Raw genomic sequence first — 14,746 nt, forward strand, 5'->3', positions numbered from 1 at the left:
GACTGGCCCTAGAATGGGCGCCGATCATGCGCCGCCCATTCCCCTGCCTCACTCGTCATGCCGCCTGCCTCTGGCTGGTGGCGGCGCTGTTCGCCCTCAAGGCGCTGGTGCCGCCGGGCTTCATGCCGGCGGCGCAGCCCGGCGGCACGCTGATCCAGCTGTGTTCGGCCGCCGGCCCCATCTGGGTGGCGGGTCCGTCCAAGCGCGACGGCGCGCCGGACGAACGCCACGCGGCGCAGGCAGCGACCTGCCCGATGGGCGCGCTGCTGGCGACGGTGGCCTTGCCGCCGGCGCTGACGCCCCTGCCCGGCCCCGCTGCGGTTATGACGCATCCGCTGGCCGCGCGCGCGCCGCCAGCGGTGGCCGACGGCTCCCCGCCCGGCCCCCCACTAGGCGCCCGCGCGCCCCCTCTCTTCCCGGTATCCCGCTGATCGTTGCGCCGCGCCCGCGCGCGGCTCCCTTGGCTTACCGAGAATATCCATGTTTCCTTCCAACGCCGGGACGCGACGCGTCCTGCCGCGGCGTGTCGTCGTCTGCGCCGCGCTCGCCTTCGCTCCCGCCCTGCACGCCCAATCCGTTCCCGCCACGCCCGCGCCGGCCGGGGTCGCCACCCTGCCCGCCATTTCCGTCAGCGGCAGCGCCGCGCCAACCACCCTGCTGGACCCGGCCAGCACCGGCACCTTGCTGGACCTGACGCCCCGCGAAACCCCGGCCAGTATCGATATCATCGACAACCAGCAACTGCGCGCGCGCGGCGCCGTGACCGTCACCGACGCCATCACCCAGGCCGCCGGCATCAGCACCATGCGTCACCCCGGCAACGGCGGCTCGTCGCTGTCCTCGCGCGGCTTCACCGACTCCAATTCGGTGGCCATGCTGTACGACGGCGTGCGGCAGTTCGGCGGCGTCGGCCAGACCTTCATCTATGATCCCTGGGCGGTCGAGCGCATCGAAGTGCTGCGCGGTCCGGCCTCGGTGCTGTATGGCGAAGGCGCCATCGGCGGCGTGGTCAACGTGATCCCCAAGCAGCCCACGCGCGGCCCGATCGAGAACGAGATCCAGATCACCGCCGGCACCCATGACACGCAGCGCCTGGGTCTGGGCAGCGGCGGCGCGCTGGACGACAAGTGGTCGTACCGGCTCGACGTCAGCGGCAACCACAGCGATTCGGGCATCAGCCTGGGCGATTCGCGCGACGTCGCGGTCACCGCGGCGCTGCGCCTGGACGTATCGCCCGAGCTGAACTTCACCCTGACCCAGGCCTATGCCTGGCAGGAACCGACGCGCTACTTCGGCACGCCGCTGGTCGATGGCGACATCGACTACAGCCTGCGCGGCAAGAACTACAACGTGGCCGACAGCAAGATCATCTACCGCGACAGCCGCACCGAACTGAAGGCCGAATGGTCGCCCAACTCCGGCACGCGCGTGCGCAGCCGCCTCTACTACATCGGCAGCGACCGCGACTACCGCGATGCCGAGAACTACACCTGGCAGCCGGCCAGCGGCCTGATCCAGCGCAGCGCCTATACCGACATCCGCCACGACCAGGAACAGGTCGGCAACATCACCGATGCCACTTTCGACGGCCACCTGTTCGGCCTGGCCAACAAGGTGGCGGTGGGCGTCGAACTGAACCGGGCCACGCTCAAGCACACCAACAACTCGCCCTACTCGGGCACCTCGCTGGTCGATCCCTACGATGTCGACCATGGCCGCTTCATCAACGTCGCCGGCACCACGCCCCGCTATCGCAACACCGCCGAGCAATACGCGCTGTTCGCCGAGAACCGGTTGATGCTGACCAGCCGCTGGTCGGTCCTGGGCGGCGTGCGCTACGACCATATCGACCTGAAGCGGCGCGACCTGGTGGCTGGCCAGACAGCCTTCGACACCCGCTTCAACAACGTCGGCTGGCGCATCGGCACGGTCTACGACCTGATGCCCAATCTGTCCGTCTATGGCCAATACGCCGAGGCGGCCGACCCCATCGGCAGCCTGTTGCTGCTGTCCCCCGCCAACAAGGATTTCGAGCTGTCCAAGGGACGCCAGATCGAGATCGGTCTCAAGCAGACCTTCTGGGACAACCAGGGCCAGTGGACCCTGGCCGCCTACCATATCCGCAAAAACAACCTGGTGACGCGTGACCCGAACGACCCCGCGCTGCGCATCCAGGTGGGCGAGCAATCATCGCGCGGACTGGAAGCGACGCTGGCGGTCGCGCTGACGCCGGCCTGGCGGCTGGACTTGAACGCCGCCGTGCTGCGGGCGCGCTATGACGACTTCAGCGAGTCGGTCAACGGCGCCGCCGTGTCGCGCGCGGGCAATGTGCCGGCCGACGTGCCGCAGCGCCTGGCCAATGCCTGGGTCAGCTGGAAGTTCGCGCCGCAATGGACGGCCAGCGCCGGGCTGCGCTATGTCGGCAAGCGCTATGCGGATGCCGCCAACCGGCTCGAAATGGCCGGCTACACGACCACCAACCTGGCCCTGCAGTGGGATCCGCGCCGCGACCTGACCCTGGCGCTGCGCGCCTTCAACGTGTTCGACCGCAAATACGCTGAAACCGCCTACTACAACCAGACCCAGTGGCTGCTGGGTGAAGGCCGGCGCGTGGAACTGAGCGCGAACTACCGCTTCTGATTCACGGATCGAAGAGATCGGAGATCGCGTCGCCCAGGTCCTTGACCGCGCCGGCCACGCCCCCCGCCGCGCCTTCGGCGCCCACGCCGATGGCGTGGCCGAAGCCGCGCGCGATCTGGGCGGCGAACCCGCGCGACGCCGAGAACTTGGGATCGTCGAGGCTGCCGGAAAGCTTGAATGCCATGCGCAACGTGCCGTGGCGATTCTCCAGCGCGGCCAGTACCGCCTTGCGCGGCAGCGAGAACAGCGACCCATCACCGCTGAATCGCAGGTCGCGCAAGGCCACCGTGCCGCTGGCATTCAACTGCCGCCCGGTGACGCGGGTGCGCATGTCCAGGTCCATCGTGCCGCCCGCGAGCGAGCCGGCGCCGTTATCGGCGAGGTATGGCGCGGCATAGCGGATGTCCATGTTGCGCACCGCCACGGTCATGTCGGCATCGCTGCCGCCCACCACCAACGAGCCGCGCGCCCGCACCGTGGCTGCGCCGGCGCGATTGTCGCGCACGGAGCCCTGGAATTGCATCGCGCTGGGCTGCCCCGCGGCCGGCAACGCCAACGGCCGCAGGCTGGCCGACACATTGTCGAAGGGGATGCGGTGCGCGGGGGTGGAAATAGCCTCGTCGACGAATTCCAGGCGGCCACCGTCCAGGATGACTTCGTCGGCCCGCAGCGGCGATCGGGGATGGGCGGCATCGCCGGCGTCATCGGCCGCGCGCAGCGAGGCCTGCAATGCGGGCGAAATCCGCATGTCGCCATCGCGGCCACGCACCACGGCAAAGTCGAATTGCTCGATCCTGATACGGCGCAGCACCGTTACGCGCCGCAGCAGGGAGCCCCATTCGGGTTCAGCCACCACGCGCCGCGCGCTGGCCGCGGCCATGCCCTCGGCGCCCTCGACCTTCACATCGGTCAACACGACCTGCCCGAACCCCAGGCTGACCTGCCCCACATGCGCCCGCGGACCCAGCAGGCCGGCGATGCGCCGCTCCGCCACATAGCGGCCGAGGCCGGCCAACGCCGCCAGCGACACCACGATCGCCAGCGCGATCAGGGGCCATTTTCCCTTGATCGAACGGCGTCGCGGCGCTGCGCGGGAATCGCTCATGTCGTATTCCGTTGACACCGCCCGCGCGCGGGAAAAGCCGCGCGGGCAGCATCGTCATTCACCCCTTGCGCCCGCGTAAGGGTCGATACGCAGGCCGGGCAAGGAGCCGTCAGCGCGTCAACGCTGCGTTTGCGGACGTTGGGCCTGACCGGGTTGCTGGCCCGGGTTGCGGTCCTTGTCCATTTGCTGGCCGCCCTGGCCAGGTTGCTGCTGATCCGGCTGGTTGCGGTGCGCCGGATTTTCCTGCGACTGCTGTTTCTGCGGCTGCTTCTGCTGATCGGGCTGATTGGGGTTCGTCATGGCAAGTCTCCTAAAGGGCGGAACCATTCCGCCAGAAATGCCTGAGCAATTGCCGTGCCCGGGTAGGCGCCGAACCGGCCCCTATTGTGTGGTGACGTGCGCGGGCAGGAGGGTTTCGGCGTCCTGAGGGTCAAAGGCGTCGAGCCAGGCCGAGGCATAACTGGCCGGCGCCGCCAGCGGCTCGCCACGGTCGCGCTGAATCCGCAAACGCATCAGCAGGTCATCCAGCGCCATGGGCCGGCCCAGCGCGTAGCCTTGGCCATAACGGCAGCCGGCGGCACGCAGGGCGGGAATGTCGGCCACGTTTTCGACCCCTTCGGCCACCACCCGCCAGCCCATCCGGGTAGCCAACTCCGCCGCGGTGCGCAGCACCTCGAAAGCGACCGCGCTGCGGCGCATGCGGGTGACGAAATATTGGTCGATCTTGACCTCGGACAGCGGGATCGCCGACAGCAGCTTGAGCGATGCATGCCCCGTGCCGAAATCGTCCAGACTGACCTCGCAGCCGGCCTCTTCGAGCTTCATCAAGGTAGTACGCAGGACGTCCAGTTCCTGGATCGGCTGATCCTCGGTCAGTTCCACCCGCAGCAGCGAGGCCGGCAGCTCGGCGGCGCGGATGCGCGCCAGCAGGAAGGCGACCGCGCGCTCGTCGGACAGTGTCGAAGCCGGCGCGTTGATGGCGATGGGAATCGCCATGCCGGCGCGCCGCATGGTTTGCAGCATGTCGATCACCCGCTGCGCGACCCGTTCGAACAGCGTGCGATCCAGGGCAAGACGGTTGACCGCGGGGATGAACTCCGCCGGCATCACGATGCCCAGCCGGGGATGCTGCCAGCGCGCCAGCGCCTCGGCCGCGACAATGCGCCCGGTCAACAGATCGACCTGCGGTTGCAGCAGCACGCGCAGGCCGTCTTTGCCGGTAATCATGGCAGCGACTTCATCGTCGCTCACCACCGAGCTCGTGGATGCCTCGTGGATTGGCGTCATGTCTTCGCTCCTGGAGCGCCTCGATCTGTGGTCCGCGCTGTCCGGGCGCGGAGCGAGGCACGTTGGACATGAGTGTTCACAATCGATGGCGGCATTTCTGCCCGCCGCCCCGTGCACTACCCAGCGTATACGATCGCCACTCTTTTTTTAGGCGATTTTGCCTGTTTACTCCAGGCAATTGTGCGCGCATGCGGCGCCAAAGTCACACAGATGTAACCAGCGGTATTTATGCGCTGAAATTCATGAAAACCGCAGGATTCGGACGCTCTGATAAATTGCCGCGTTTTTGCCTTGTCGACATGGTAGCGTTGCGGCTTTTCCGCCTCATCGCCCGCTCCATTTCCGCGTGACTACCCTGCTTTCCCGCTGGCGCCTGCTGTCGCGCCACGTCCTCTGGCTGGACGCCCTGCAAGCCGCCGCCATCAGCGCCGCGCCCGTCATCCTTGCCGTCCTGGCGCACGAGCCACGGCTGGGCTGGACCGCCATCGCCGCCTTCTGGGCCTGTTTTGGCGATCCCGGCGGCCCCTTGCGCCAACGCGCCGGATCGATGCTGGCGCTGGGCCTGATCGGCGCGCTGTTCTGCTTTCTGGCCAGCGCCAGCGCCCACCACCTGTGGCTGCTGCTGCCGCTGACCTTCGCGTGCTGCACGTTCGGCGGCCTGCTGCGGGTGCTCGGCCCGGCCGCGGCGATTGTCGGCACGCTGTTGTCGGCCGGCTTCGTGGTGGCGGCCGAACTGCCGGCGCCGACCCTGGCGGCCAGCCTTTCGTACACCCTGTTCTTCGTGGCCGGCGCGCTCTGGGCCATCCTGATGACCGCGCTGGTGTGGCGGCGGCGCCCCTGGAAGGATGCCACCCATGCTGTGGCGCACTGCTATCGCGGGCTGGCCGACTTTGCCGATGCCCTGGCGCGCATGTATTCCGGCCTGGCGCCCACGGCCGGTCCGCAGGCCTGGAGCGCCGTCACCCGGCCCCAGCGCAGCGCCGTACGCGCCGCGCTGGAAGCGGCCCGCGCGCGCATCCGCGAAGTGCAGGATGCGCGGCCGTCGCGCCGCGCCCGCGCCCAACAGTTGTTCTATCTGCTCGACAGCGCCGAAGACAGCTTCATCGCACTGGTGGCGGCGGCCGACCTGCTCGAAGCGAATGCGCCGCGCTGGCTGGGACGGGGCGCCGGCGCCCATCTGTCGCATGCCCTGCATCGCTATGCCAGCGTTGCCAACGCCATCGCCAGCACCTCCGATGTCACCGATATCCGGCAGGCCGACTGCCTGCGCGAACGTCTGGCCCATTTCGCCGCCGGGCTGCACGCGCTGCGCGGCGGCGCCATGGCCCACGCCCCCGATCTGGCGACCATGGTGCCGGTGCTGGACCGGCTGCAGCAGACCGCCCAGGCGGTCAAGCAGGCATTGTTCGACGAAGCGGGCACCCCGGCGGCGCCGGCCCGGGCCGCGCGGGCGGTCTCGCCCGCCCGGCAGGCCTGGCGCAGTTTGCGGCAGAACCTGCGATTCGAGTCCGACGCTTTCCGTCACGCGCTGCGTGTCGGCATCGGCGCCACCATCGCGGTGGCGCTCTCGAAGACCTTCGCGGTCAATCATGGCTACTGGATGTCGCTGACCCTGGTATTCATTCTGCAGCCCTACTTCGCCACCACCTGGCGGCGCACGGTCGAGCGCGTGATCGGCAGCGTTGCCGGGGCCATCGGGGCATCGCTGCTGGGGTTGCTGCTGAGCACGCCGCTGTCGGTGGCGCTGGCGGTACTGCCGATCGCCCTGGGGACTTTTGCCGCGCGCACCATCCATTACGCGCTTTTCACGTTCTTCCTGACCTCGCAGTTCGTGCTGGTCAGCCACATCCAGCAGCCCGACATCTACGAGCCGATGCTGGCGGCGCTGCGGGCCCTCAACAGCGTGCTGGGCGGCGTGCTGGCCTTGCTGGTGGGGTTTCTGGTGTGGCCGGAGAAGGAGCCGCGTCAATTGGCCGGCGCGCTCAGCCGCGCGCTCGAGCGTCACGCCGCCTACATCCTGGCGCTGACCCGCGCCAAGAGCGGCGCTGGCGCGGACCAGGACATCGTTGGCCTGCGGCGCCAGGCGTGCCTGTCGGCGGACAATGCCGAGGCCTCATTGCAGCGCCTGCAGCAGAATCCCGTGCATCGCGACCGCAAGGTGGATACCGCCGTCAACCTGCTCAATGCGATGCGTCGCGTCACCGCCGCCGGCACCGTGCTCGAAATCCAGCCGGCGCTGCCGGCCGACAGCGCCGCCGCGCCGGTCCTGCGCCACTACGGCCTGGCGCTGGCGCATGCGCTGCATCCGCAGGCCGGCGCGCCGGCCATCGACATCCGCCGGCTGGCGCTGCCGGCGGCGCTCGCCAGCGGCGCGCCGGCGCTGGCCGGCCCGCTGGAGCGCATCGCGCTGCAGGCGCGGCAGGTGGGTCAACTGCGCGATCGGGTGCAACAGGCCTGAAAGGCCCGTCTCCTTGCGGCAACCCCGGTAAACTGCGGGGGACTTGATGTGCATCAAGGGTACTGACCCCGGAACGCGCAACGATGACGGGGTACCGAGCTCAATAAAGGAGGCCGCCATGTACCGCCGCATTTCCGTTCACCTCGATCACGGATTCGATTGTGCCCGCCGCACCCAGGTCGCCCTGGCGCTTGCCAGGCGTCACCAGGCCGAACTGGTCGGCCTCTACGCCACTTCGGCCCCCCCGCAGTACTACTACGGCGAATCGGTGTTGCTCTCGCGCACCCTCAGCGTCATCCGCGATTTGCAGACGCAAAATCGTGATGCCGTGCACAAAGCCTTCCTGGAAGCGGCCGCCGCGCTTGACGTGCCCGCCGCGGTGCGCAGCGTCGACAACGGCTCGCCCAGCGCCTGCGTGGCGCTGCTCGGCCGCACCAGCGACCTGATCGTCGTAAGCCAGGAAAACCCTGACGACATCGAGGCCGCGCACGAGATCGAATTCGTCGAGCAGACACTGCTGACGGCTGGCCGGCCGGTGCTGGTGGTGCCCTCCAGCGGCGACTTCCCCGTCATCGGCGAACGCGTGCTCTATTGCTGGGACGGCAGCCGCGAAGCGGCGCGCGCGCTGGCCGACGCCGCGCCCTTGCTGCGCGCGGCCTCGCATCTGGTGGTGCTGACCATGGACGAAGGCGCGGCCTCGCGCAAGGGAGCGGCGGTGCCGTTCGCGGACCTGGCGAGCTATTGCGTTGCCCAGGGCATGCCGGCGCCCGAACACGTGTGCCGCGACATCAAGGGAGTGGGCGTGGGCAGCACCATCCTGAATGCCGCGGCCGACCATAGCGCCGACCTGATCGTGATGGGGGCCTATGGCCACAGCAAGCTGCGCGAATGGGCCATGGGCGGCGCCACCGCGTCGATCCTCGCGAGCATGACCGTGCCGATCATGTTCTCGCACTGAGACGAAGGCGGCCGCTCAGTCCTGCGGCACCGGCGTCAGCAGCGGCCTGCCGGCGAAATGCGCGGTGGCGTTGTCCAGGAACAGCGCCACCGTTGCCGATATCGCCTCCGGCGAGCGGCCCGCGCTGTGGGGCGTCAGCACCACGTTGTCCAGCGCGAACAGCGCCGGCGGCACGGCCGGTTCGCCTTCGACCACATCCAGGCCGGCACCGGCGATCCGGCGCGCGGCCAGCGCCGCGATCAACGCCTCGGTATCGACCACGCTGCCGCGCGCGATATTCACCAGATAACCCTGCGGCCCAAGCGCTTCCAGCACCGCCGCGTCCACCAGGTGGCGGGTTTCGCTGCCGCCGGGGGTGGCCACCACCAGGAAGTCGCTGGCTTCGGCCAGCGCACGCGGACTATCGTAGTACGCATAGCCGCAATCGGGACGCGGCCGCCGGTTGTAGTAGCCGACCGTCATGCCGAAGCCTTGGGCCCCGCGCCGGGCGATCTCGCGTCCGATGGTGCCCAGTCCCAGGATGCCCAGGCGCTTGCCCGAGACCTGCGGTCCCATGAAGCCACTCCAATGGCCCTGGCGCACCCAGGCGTCGGCCTGCGGCAGGCGGCGCGCCGCGCCCAGCAGCAGCGCCATGGCATGGTCCGCCACCGAGGTGGCATTGGCGCCGGGGCCGTAAGTCACGCGCAGGCCACGCGCGCGGGCCGCGGCCAGATCGATGTTCTCGAAGCCCACTCCCAGTGAACAGACCAGTTCCAGCGCGGGGAGCGCCGCCATTTCGTCGCCGCGCAAACCGGTGGCGCCGCGCGTCAGCACGGCCCGGATCTCGCCCCCGTGCTCGCGGATGGCCCGGGCGCGGGCGTCAGCGCTGGTGGCGGTGATGCAGCGAAAGCCGCGCTCTTCGATGGCGGGCAGAAAATCCTGCACGCTGTCTATCAGTATCAGGAGGGGAATTTTCATGTTGCAGCGGGTTGGAGACGGCAAAAACAGCTGGCACCCAAAAAGATGCCGCCAGATCTTACGCCTCGGTACAATTGCGCGCCACTCGCCTGTCCCGCTGTCGACCACGCCATGAAAGCCAAGTTGCGCAAGTCCCTACGCACCGCCGTGTCATTCCTGCACCGGTGGATGGGATTGGTCCTGGGGGGGGTGCTGGTGCTGGCCGGCCTGAGCGGCAGCCTGCTGGCTTTCGACCATGAGCTTGACGCCTGGCTCAACGCGTCCATGCTGCGCAACACCGCCGGCGCTTGCGCGTCCCCCCTGCCTGCCTCGGCGGCCGCGCGCGCGCTGCAACAGGCCTGGCCGGGCGCGGCTCTGACGGCCATCACCTTGCCCCAGGCTGCCGGCGATGGCTACCGGGTCCAGTTCACGCATGCCGGGACGGCCGCTAACGAGGCCGGCGTGGACGCCTGCACCGGTCTGCTGCTGGGCACCCGCGACCGCGACGCCGTGGCCCTCGACCGCGCCCATCTGATGCCGCTGCTGTTGCGCTGGCACAAGACCCTGCTGCAGGGCAAGACCGGCCGCGCGGTGTTGGGATGGCTGGCCCTGGCCTGGCTGGCACTGCTGCTCGGCGGCGTGTATCTCGCCTGGCCCAGGCCGGGCCACTGGCGCCGTTCGGTCACGGTGACGCGCGGCGCCAGCGCCTTCCGCACCAGCTATGAGTTGCATCGCGCCGCCGGCCTGCTGTCGGCGCTGCTGCTATTGATGGTGGCCGGCACGGGGTTTTTCATGGGTCTGCCCCAACTGGGCCGGGAACTGGTGGCCAGCGTCGCGTCCGTGCCGCCCGATGGGCGGGCCGCGGCCCGCGCGCCGCTGGCCGCGGGCGAGCCGGAGATCGGCTGGGACGGCGCGGCAGCCCGCGCGCGGGCGCTGGCCCCCGCCGGCGCGAGCCTGGTGATGTTGCGGCGCGATCCGGCGCGCGGCGTCTACCAGGCGCGGATGCGGCGGGCCGACGACTGGCAGCCGGTCGGCACCCTGCGCCTGTTCATCGACATGCGCGACGGCGCGCCCGTGTCACGGGCCGATCCCCTGTCCGGCACCCCGGCCCAGCGTTTCCTGGCGCTGATGTACCCGCTGCATGCCGGCAGCCTCTACGGTCTGCCGACGCGTATCCTGACCGCGATTCTCGGGCTGTTGCCGCTGCTTTTCTTCGTCACCGGCGTGATCTTCTGGGTCAACCGGCGCCGCCTGCAGCATCGCGGGCGGCAGGCGGCGCAGGCCCGCGCGCGCGCCGCGCCCCAGGACTGAAGCCGTCCACCCGCGGGCGGCGCGCGCCGCTACAAGCGCCCGGTCAGCAGCAACACGATCAGCACGATGAGCACGATGCCCAGCAGGCCGCTGGGGTAATAGCCCCAGCCACGGCTGTAGGGCCAGGCGGGCACGGCGCCGATGAGCAGCAGGATGAGGATGATCAGCAGAATGGTAGACATGATTGCTCCGATTGTTCTTGGTGTGGGCGGGCCGTCACTGCCAGTCAGTCGGCCTGGGAGACTTTTTCCTTGTCGGGAGGATCGAGCGGCGGCAGGTCGACCTCCGGCTCATCGGTATCCGGATCGACCGGCAGGTCGCCGGGAGGCGACCCCGGCGGTATCGGTTGCGGCTTGGGCGGAACATGCATATGCAGTTGGTCTGGCATGGCGTTCTCCTTTAGATGCGATGCTGCGACGTTTCCTTCAGCAAGCCGCGTGCCCGGCCCGGCAAGGCACCGGCCGGCCAAATTGCAAGCGGATGTGGCAATCACGGCAGGGGCGCGCGTTCCTGGGTAAAACGAACGTTCACAACGTGATGCAATGCCAGACCCGCGTGGCGCGCAAACATGCGAGCCTGTTTTCACCTGTGCCGCGGCCGCCAACGCCCGCGCCACGGTTTTTCCAACGCAGACTCCAGGAGTTCCCCCATGGCCAACAACCATACTCCCCTGCCCTCGGACTTCCCCGAAAACGGCCCTGACGATCACGCGGCGCGCCGCCGCCGGCGCCATCCGGAAAGCTGGATCGACGAACTGGAGGCCACCCTGAGCGATGCCTCGGCCACCGATCTGGAGGCGCTCAAGGCGCGCCTGGCCGAGCAATTGCGCGACACGCGCCACAGCCTGCGGGAGGCCTCCGACAGCGCCCAGGACATGGTGCGCGAGACCATCGATTGCACCGAACAGTACATTCACGCTCGCCCCTGGCAGGCGATCGGCCTGGTGGCCGGCGCCGCGTTCCTGTTCGGCGTGGTGGTCGGCCGGCAATAGGCGCGAGGTGACATCACCTGGGCGCGGCGGCCGGCCCGTCACTGCCCGCTGCGACGCGCCCACCCGGCATGGCGGTCATCACGGCGTTACCGACGGCGCCTCGACGTGGCGCGGTGGCTTGAGCGGATCGAAGTCCTGCCACTTGCCTTCCAGCCAGCGGCCCTGGGCCCGCTCGATATCGTGGCCGCCCGCCTCGCGCAGCACCTGCCTGGCCAAGGTTTCCTGTGGCGGCGAAACGGGCAAGGCCAGCATCACTCCGGCCTGCCGCAACGGGGGATGCCCCTCGTGCGCGTCTGCGGCCGCCGGCAGGCGCTTGCGCCTGCCCGCCACCCCCAGGGCTCCGGCCAGCGCGCCGATATAGGCGCCGACGCCGGCCGCCGAGACGACTACCAGCGTTGCCGCGCCCGACCACAATGCCACCAGCCCGCCCACCGCGGCGAACACCAGCCCCACCAGCGCCGCCCCGCCAAGCGCGCCCACCTGCGCGCCACGCGCGTCCGGATCCGCCTTGCGGTCGCCGCCAAGCGGATAGCGGGCATGTTCGCCCGCGGTATTGATGTAGAACGTGTGGATATCGCCTTCGGAGAAACCTGCCTGGCGCAATTGGCGGGCAGCCTGGCTCGCTTCATCAAAGGTGTGAAAGCGCGCGGCGACAATCAGGGACATCGCAACCTCCTCGTGAATCGGCCTGCCGGCGGCCATGCCCATCGCGCAGCAACCGGCGTGCCCGCGCGAAGTCCCGACGGCCGATCGAACGGCGCTCAATGCTGCGAGCCAGGCTCGCGGGCGCCGGGATAGCGGCCGCCTTCCTCATATTCCGGCCCTTGCGGATGGGGCGCGTCATCGGCCCGCCGCTTGGCGGGCCCCGGTTTGCCGGAAGCGGGCCGGTCGGCGCCGAACTGACCGCTGCGGCGGGCGGCCTGCGCGTCATCGCGCGGTGTGTCGGCCTGCCCGCCGCCGTCGTGCGCGGGCGTGACGGCATCGTCGCGCGCCGCCGGCGAGCCGGCCGGGCGGGACGGCGCTGCGTTGCGGGTGTTGTCATGGTCGGACGAATTCATCTTGCTCTCCTGATCCACGGCGCCACTGCCAGCGCCCTTGCCCCGTGCCGAGCAAGCGGCGTGCCCGGCGGGAACGCCACTTGCTCGGCAAGGACGGCGCAACGGCAGAACCTGCTGCCGCCGCCACGCCAAGGAGTCATCCATGTATCGGTTTCCCATCACGCTGTCCCGCGCCTTGATCCCGGCCACGGCCTTGTGCCTGTCCGCACTGGCCTTGCCCACCCACGCGCAGACCATGTCTGTGCGCAGCGATGCGCAGGTCGACCATCAATACGAAAAGGACAAGAAGCAATGCGACGCCATGAAAGGCAACCAGAAAGATGTCTGCCTGCGGCAAGCCGAGGCCACGCGCGACAAGGCCAAGGCCGACGCCAAGGCCGCCGTGGAAAAGGCCGAAGCCAACCATGACGCGGCCAAGACCCGCAACGAGGCAGACTACAAGGTCGGCAAGGAGAAATGCGATGCCCTGTCGGGCAACGCCAAGGACGCCTGCATGGCTGATCTGAAGACGCGCCACGGCAAGTAGCGCGCCACCGGCATCAGCGCGGCGCGTCCGGCCACTCGCCCGGCAGGGGGTCACCGGACGCAGCGTATTCCTCGAGCCGGTTGTAGAGGGTCTTGGGACTGATGCCCAGCAGCGCCGCGGCCTGCTTCTTGACCCCCTTGCACCGCGCCAGCGTGGCCAGGATCAGGCGGCGGTCGGCCTCCGCCAGGGTTTCGCCGACCGGCACGCTGACCTCGGCGCCCCCGGCCGCCCCGCCCGGCGACACCTGCGGCGTCAAATGATCGGCCTCCAGTTCGTCGCCTTCGGCCATGATGAATGCGCGCCGCACGAAGTTCTTCAGTTCGCGCACATTACCCGGCCATGCATACTGCGCCAGCGCGGCCGTGGCCCGGGGCGAGAACACCTTGTGGGCGCCGCTTTCCTCGTTTTGCGTGCGCAGGAAGCGGTCGGCCAGCAGCTCGATGTCCGCGCCGCGTTCGCGCAAGGGCGGCAGCGCCAGGGGAAACACATTGAGGCGGTAATAAAGATCCTCGCGCAGCTTGCCCTCCTGCACCGCCTGCTCGGGGCTGCGGTTGGTGGCGGCGATGACACGGATGTCGCAGCCGATCTCGCGATGCGTGCCGACCCGCATGAAATGCCCTGTCTCCAGGACCCGCAACAATTTCACCTGCAGGTCCAGCGGCATTTCGGTGACTTCATCCAGGAACAGCGTGCCGCCATCGGCACGCTCGAAATAGCCCTTGTGCTGACGGTCGGCGCCGGTGAAGCTGCCGCGCTCATGGCCGAACATCTCGCTTTCGATCAGGTGAGGCGAGATGGCGCCGCAGTTGACGGCGATGAAGGGCCGCTGGCGGCGCGCGCTCAATGCGTGGATCGCGTGGGCCGCCAGTTCTTTGCCCGTGCCGCTCTCGCCGACCAGCAGGACAGTGACGTCGGTCGGCGCCACGCGCCCGATATGGCGGTATAGCTCGCGCATCGGCGGCGAGTCGCCATACATCTTGCCGAAGCGCCCCGGCGCTTCGAACGGCACGCCCGGCGGCGCGTCGCCGGCGCTGGAAACAATGCGCGCCAGAATCGCATTGAGGCGCTCCATGCAGATCGGCTTGACCAGATAATCGGTGGCGCCCAGCCGCAGCGCTTGCACCGCATTGTCCAGCGTGCCGTGGCCGGTCATCACCACCACCTCGGCACTGGCCGCAGCCACATTCTTGAAGATGTCCATGCCGCTGCCCTCCGGCAGCCGCACGTCGGTCAGCACCAGGTCGGGCGCCCGGCGCTCGAGCTGGATCCACGCATCGCGCACGCTGGCGGCGAGCGCGACGGTGAAGCCGCTTTCGCGGCCGATTTCGGCCAGGGTCTCGCGGATGGCGTCATCATCATCGACGATCAGCAGGTGGGGCATGCTCTCTCTCGGGGCCGTTGCCGGACCACGCGCCCGGCCTCCATCGAGCATAGCCAAGCCAGCGCGGCGTGGCGCAAAAATTCGACAAGATGCAC

The 14,746-nt window shown here is 69.2% G+C and carries 16 protein-coding genes; 7 read left to right on the forward strand and 9 right to left on the reverse strand.

The genetic code is table 11. From position 1 onward, the window contains the following. The first annotated feature begins 26 nt into the window (after positions 1–26). Together K2W61_RS23360 and K2W61_RS23365 are read left to right on the forward strand one after the other, a co-directional pair. Positions 27–431, forward strand: a complete 405-nt coding sequence (locus tag K2W61_RS23360; RefSeq protein WP_236757107.1) for a DUF2946 family protein — start codon at positions 27–29, stop codon at positions 429–431. A 49-nt stretch (positions 432–480) separates the two neighbouring features. Next, on the forward strand, positions 481–2,640 hold the full coding sequence (locus K2W61_RS23365; RefSeq protein ID WP_236756679.1) for a TonB-dependent receptor: 2,160 nt from the start codon (positions 481–483) through the stop codon (positions 2,638–2,640). 1 nt (position 2,641) lies between these two features. Here the strand turns inward: K2W61_RS23365 and K2W61_RS23370 are convergent, their stop codons facing one another. From K2W61_RS23370 to K2W61_RS23380, 3 genes are all read right to left on the reverse strand, one after another. After that, the gene (locus K2W61_RS23370; RefSeq protein WP_236756680.1) at positions 2,642–3,745 is read right to left on the reverse strand and encodes a DUF748 domain-containing protein; all 1,104 of its coding nucleotides are present in this window, start codon (positions 3,743–3,745) and stop codon (positions 2,642–2,644) included. 117 nt (positions 3,746–3,862) lie between these two features. Continuing rightward, positions 3,863–4,045: a hypothetical protein gene (locus K2W61_RS23375; RefSeq protein ID WP_175139989.1), complete on the reverse strand. Its 183-nt coding sequence runs from the start codon at positions 4,043–4,045 to the stop codon at positions 3,863–3,865. An 81-nt stretch (positions 4,046–4,126) separates the two neighbouring features. Continuing rightward, positions 4,127–5,032, reverse strand: a complete 906-nt coding sequence (locus K2W61_RS23380; protein WP_175139990.1) for an EAL domain-containing protein — start codon at positions 5,030–5,032, stop codon at positions 4,127–4,129. Positions 5,033–5,378: 346 nt separating this feature from the next. On the opposite strand from K2W61_RS23380, the gene K2W61_RS23385 reads away from it, so the two are divergent. Together K2W61_RS23385 and K2W61_RS23390 are read left to right on the forward strand one after the other, a co-directional pair. Then, positions 5,379–7,490, forward strand: a complete 2,112-nt coding sequence (locus K2W61_RS23385) for an FUSC family protein (protein ID WP_236756681.1) — start codon at positions 5,379–5,381, stop codon at positions 7,488–7,490. Positions 7,491–7,608: 118 nt separating this feature from the next. Beyond that, positions 7,609–8,448 (forward strand): universal stress protein, encoded by an 840-nt coding sequence (locus K2W61_RS23390; RefSeq protein WP_175139992.1) that lies wholly within the window; start codon positions 7,609–7,611, stop codon positions 8,446–8,448. Between the two features lie 15 nt (positions 8,449–8,463). Here K2W61_RS23390 and K2W61_RS23395 read toward each other — a convergent pair whose 3' ends face one another. Further along, positions 8,464–9,405 carry a 2-hydroxyacid dehydrogenase gene (locus K2W61_RS23395; protein ID WP_175139993.1) on the reverse strand — a complete coding sequence of 314 codons (942 nt, stop codon included), beginning with the start codon at positions 9,403–9,405 and terminating at the stop codon, positions 8,464–8,466. A gap of 111 nt (positions 9,406–9,516) precedes the next feature. Here K2W61_RS23395 and K2W61_RS23400 point away from each other — a divergent pair, with 111 nt between their 5' ends. Continuing rightward, positions 9,517–10,695: a PepSY-associated TM helix domain-containing protein gene (locus tag K2W61_RS23400; protein ID WP_236756682.1), complete on the forward strand. Its 1,179-nt coding sequence runs from the start codon at positions 9,517–9,519 to the stop codon at positions 10,693–10,695. A gap of 29 nt (positions 10,696–10,724) precedes the next feature. On the opposite strand, the gene K2W61_RS23405 is transcribed toward K2W61_RS23400, so the two are convergent. Continuing rightward, positions 10,725–10,877 carry a DUF3309 family protein gene (locus tag K2W61_RS23405; RefSeq protein ID WP_175139995.1) on the reverse strand — a complete coding sequence of 51 codons (153 nt, stop codon included), beginning with the start codon at positions 10,875–10,877 and terminating at the stop codon, positions 10,725–10,727. 44 nt (positions 10,878–10,921) lie between these two features. Continuing rightward, complete coding sequence (locus tag K2W61_RS23410; RefSeq protein ID WP_175139996.1) at positions 10,922–11,083, reverse strand: hypothetical protein; 162 nt, start codon at positions 11,081–11,083, stop codon at positions 10,922–10,924. Positions 11,084–11,344: 261 nt separating this feature from the next. Between K2W61_RS23410 and K2W61_RS23415 the strand changes: the two genes are divergently transcribed. Further along, positions 11,345–11,686: an ElaB/YgaM/YqjD family protein gene (locus K2W61_RS23415; RefSeq protein ID WP_175139997.1), complete on the forward strand. Its 342-nt coding sequence runs from the start codon at positions 11,345–11,347 to the stop codon at positions 11,684–11,686. Between the two features lie 78 nt (positions 11,687–11,764). Here the strand turns inward: K2W61_RS23415 and K2W61_RS23420 are convergent, their stop codons facing one another. Both K2W61_RS23420 and K2W61_RS23425 read right to left on the reverse strand, forming a co-directional pair. Next, a complete protein-coding gene (locus K2W61_RS23420) occupies positions 11,765–12,352 on the reverse strand; it encodes a hypothetical protein (RefSeq protein WP_236756683.1) in 588 nt (195 codons plus the stop codon). A gap of 95 nt (positions 12,353–12,447) precedes the next feature. Continuing rightward, entirely contained in the window at positions 12,448–12,744 is a 297-nt protein-coding gene (locus tag K2W61_RS23425) for a hypothetical protein (RefSeq protein ID WP_175132094.1), read from the reverse strand. Positions 12,745–12,886: 142 nt separating this feature from the next. On the opposite strand from K2W61_RS23425, the gene K2W61_RS23430 reads away from it, so the two are divergent. Then, positions 12,887–13,270 carry a hypothetical protein gene (locus tag K2W61_RS23430; protein ID WP_236756684.1) on the forward strand — a complete coding sequence of 128 codons (384 nt, stop codon included), beginning with the start codon at positions 12,887–12,889 and terminating at the stop codon, positions 13,268–13,270. A 13-nt stretch (positions 13,271–13,283) separates the two neighbouring features. Here K2W61_RS23430 and K2W61_RS23435 read toward each other — a convergent pair whose 3' ends face one another. Continuing rightward, complete coding sequence (locus K2W61_RS23435; RefSeq protein WP_175140000.1) at positions 13,284–14,651, reverse strand: sigma-54-dependent transcriptional regulator; 1,368 nt, start codon at positions 14,649–14,651, stop codon at positions 13,284–13,286. Between the last annotated feature and the right edge of the window lie 95 nt (positions 14,652–14,746).

The organism is Achromobacter pulmonis (genome assembly GCF_021733725.1).
Lineage (GTDB): Bacteria > Pseudomonadota > Gammaproteobacteria > Burkholderiales > Burkholderiaceae_B > Achromobacter > Achromobacter pulmonis.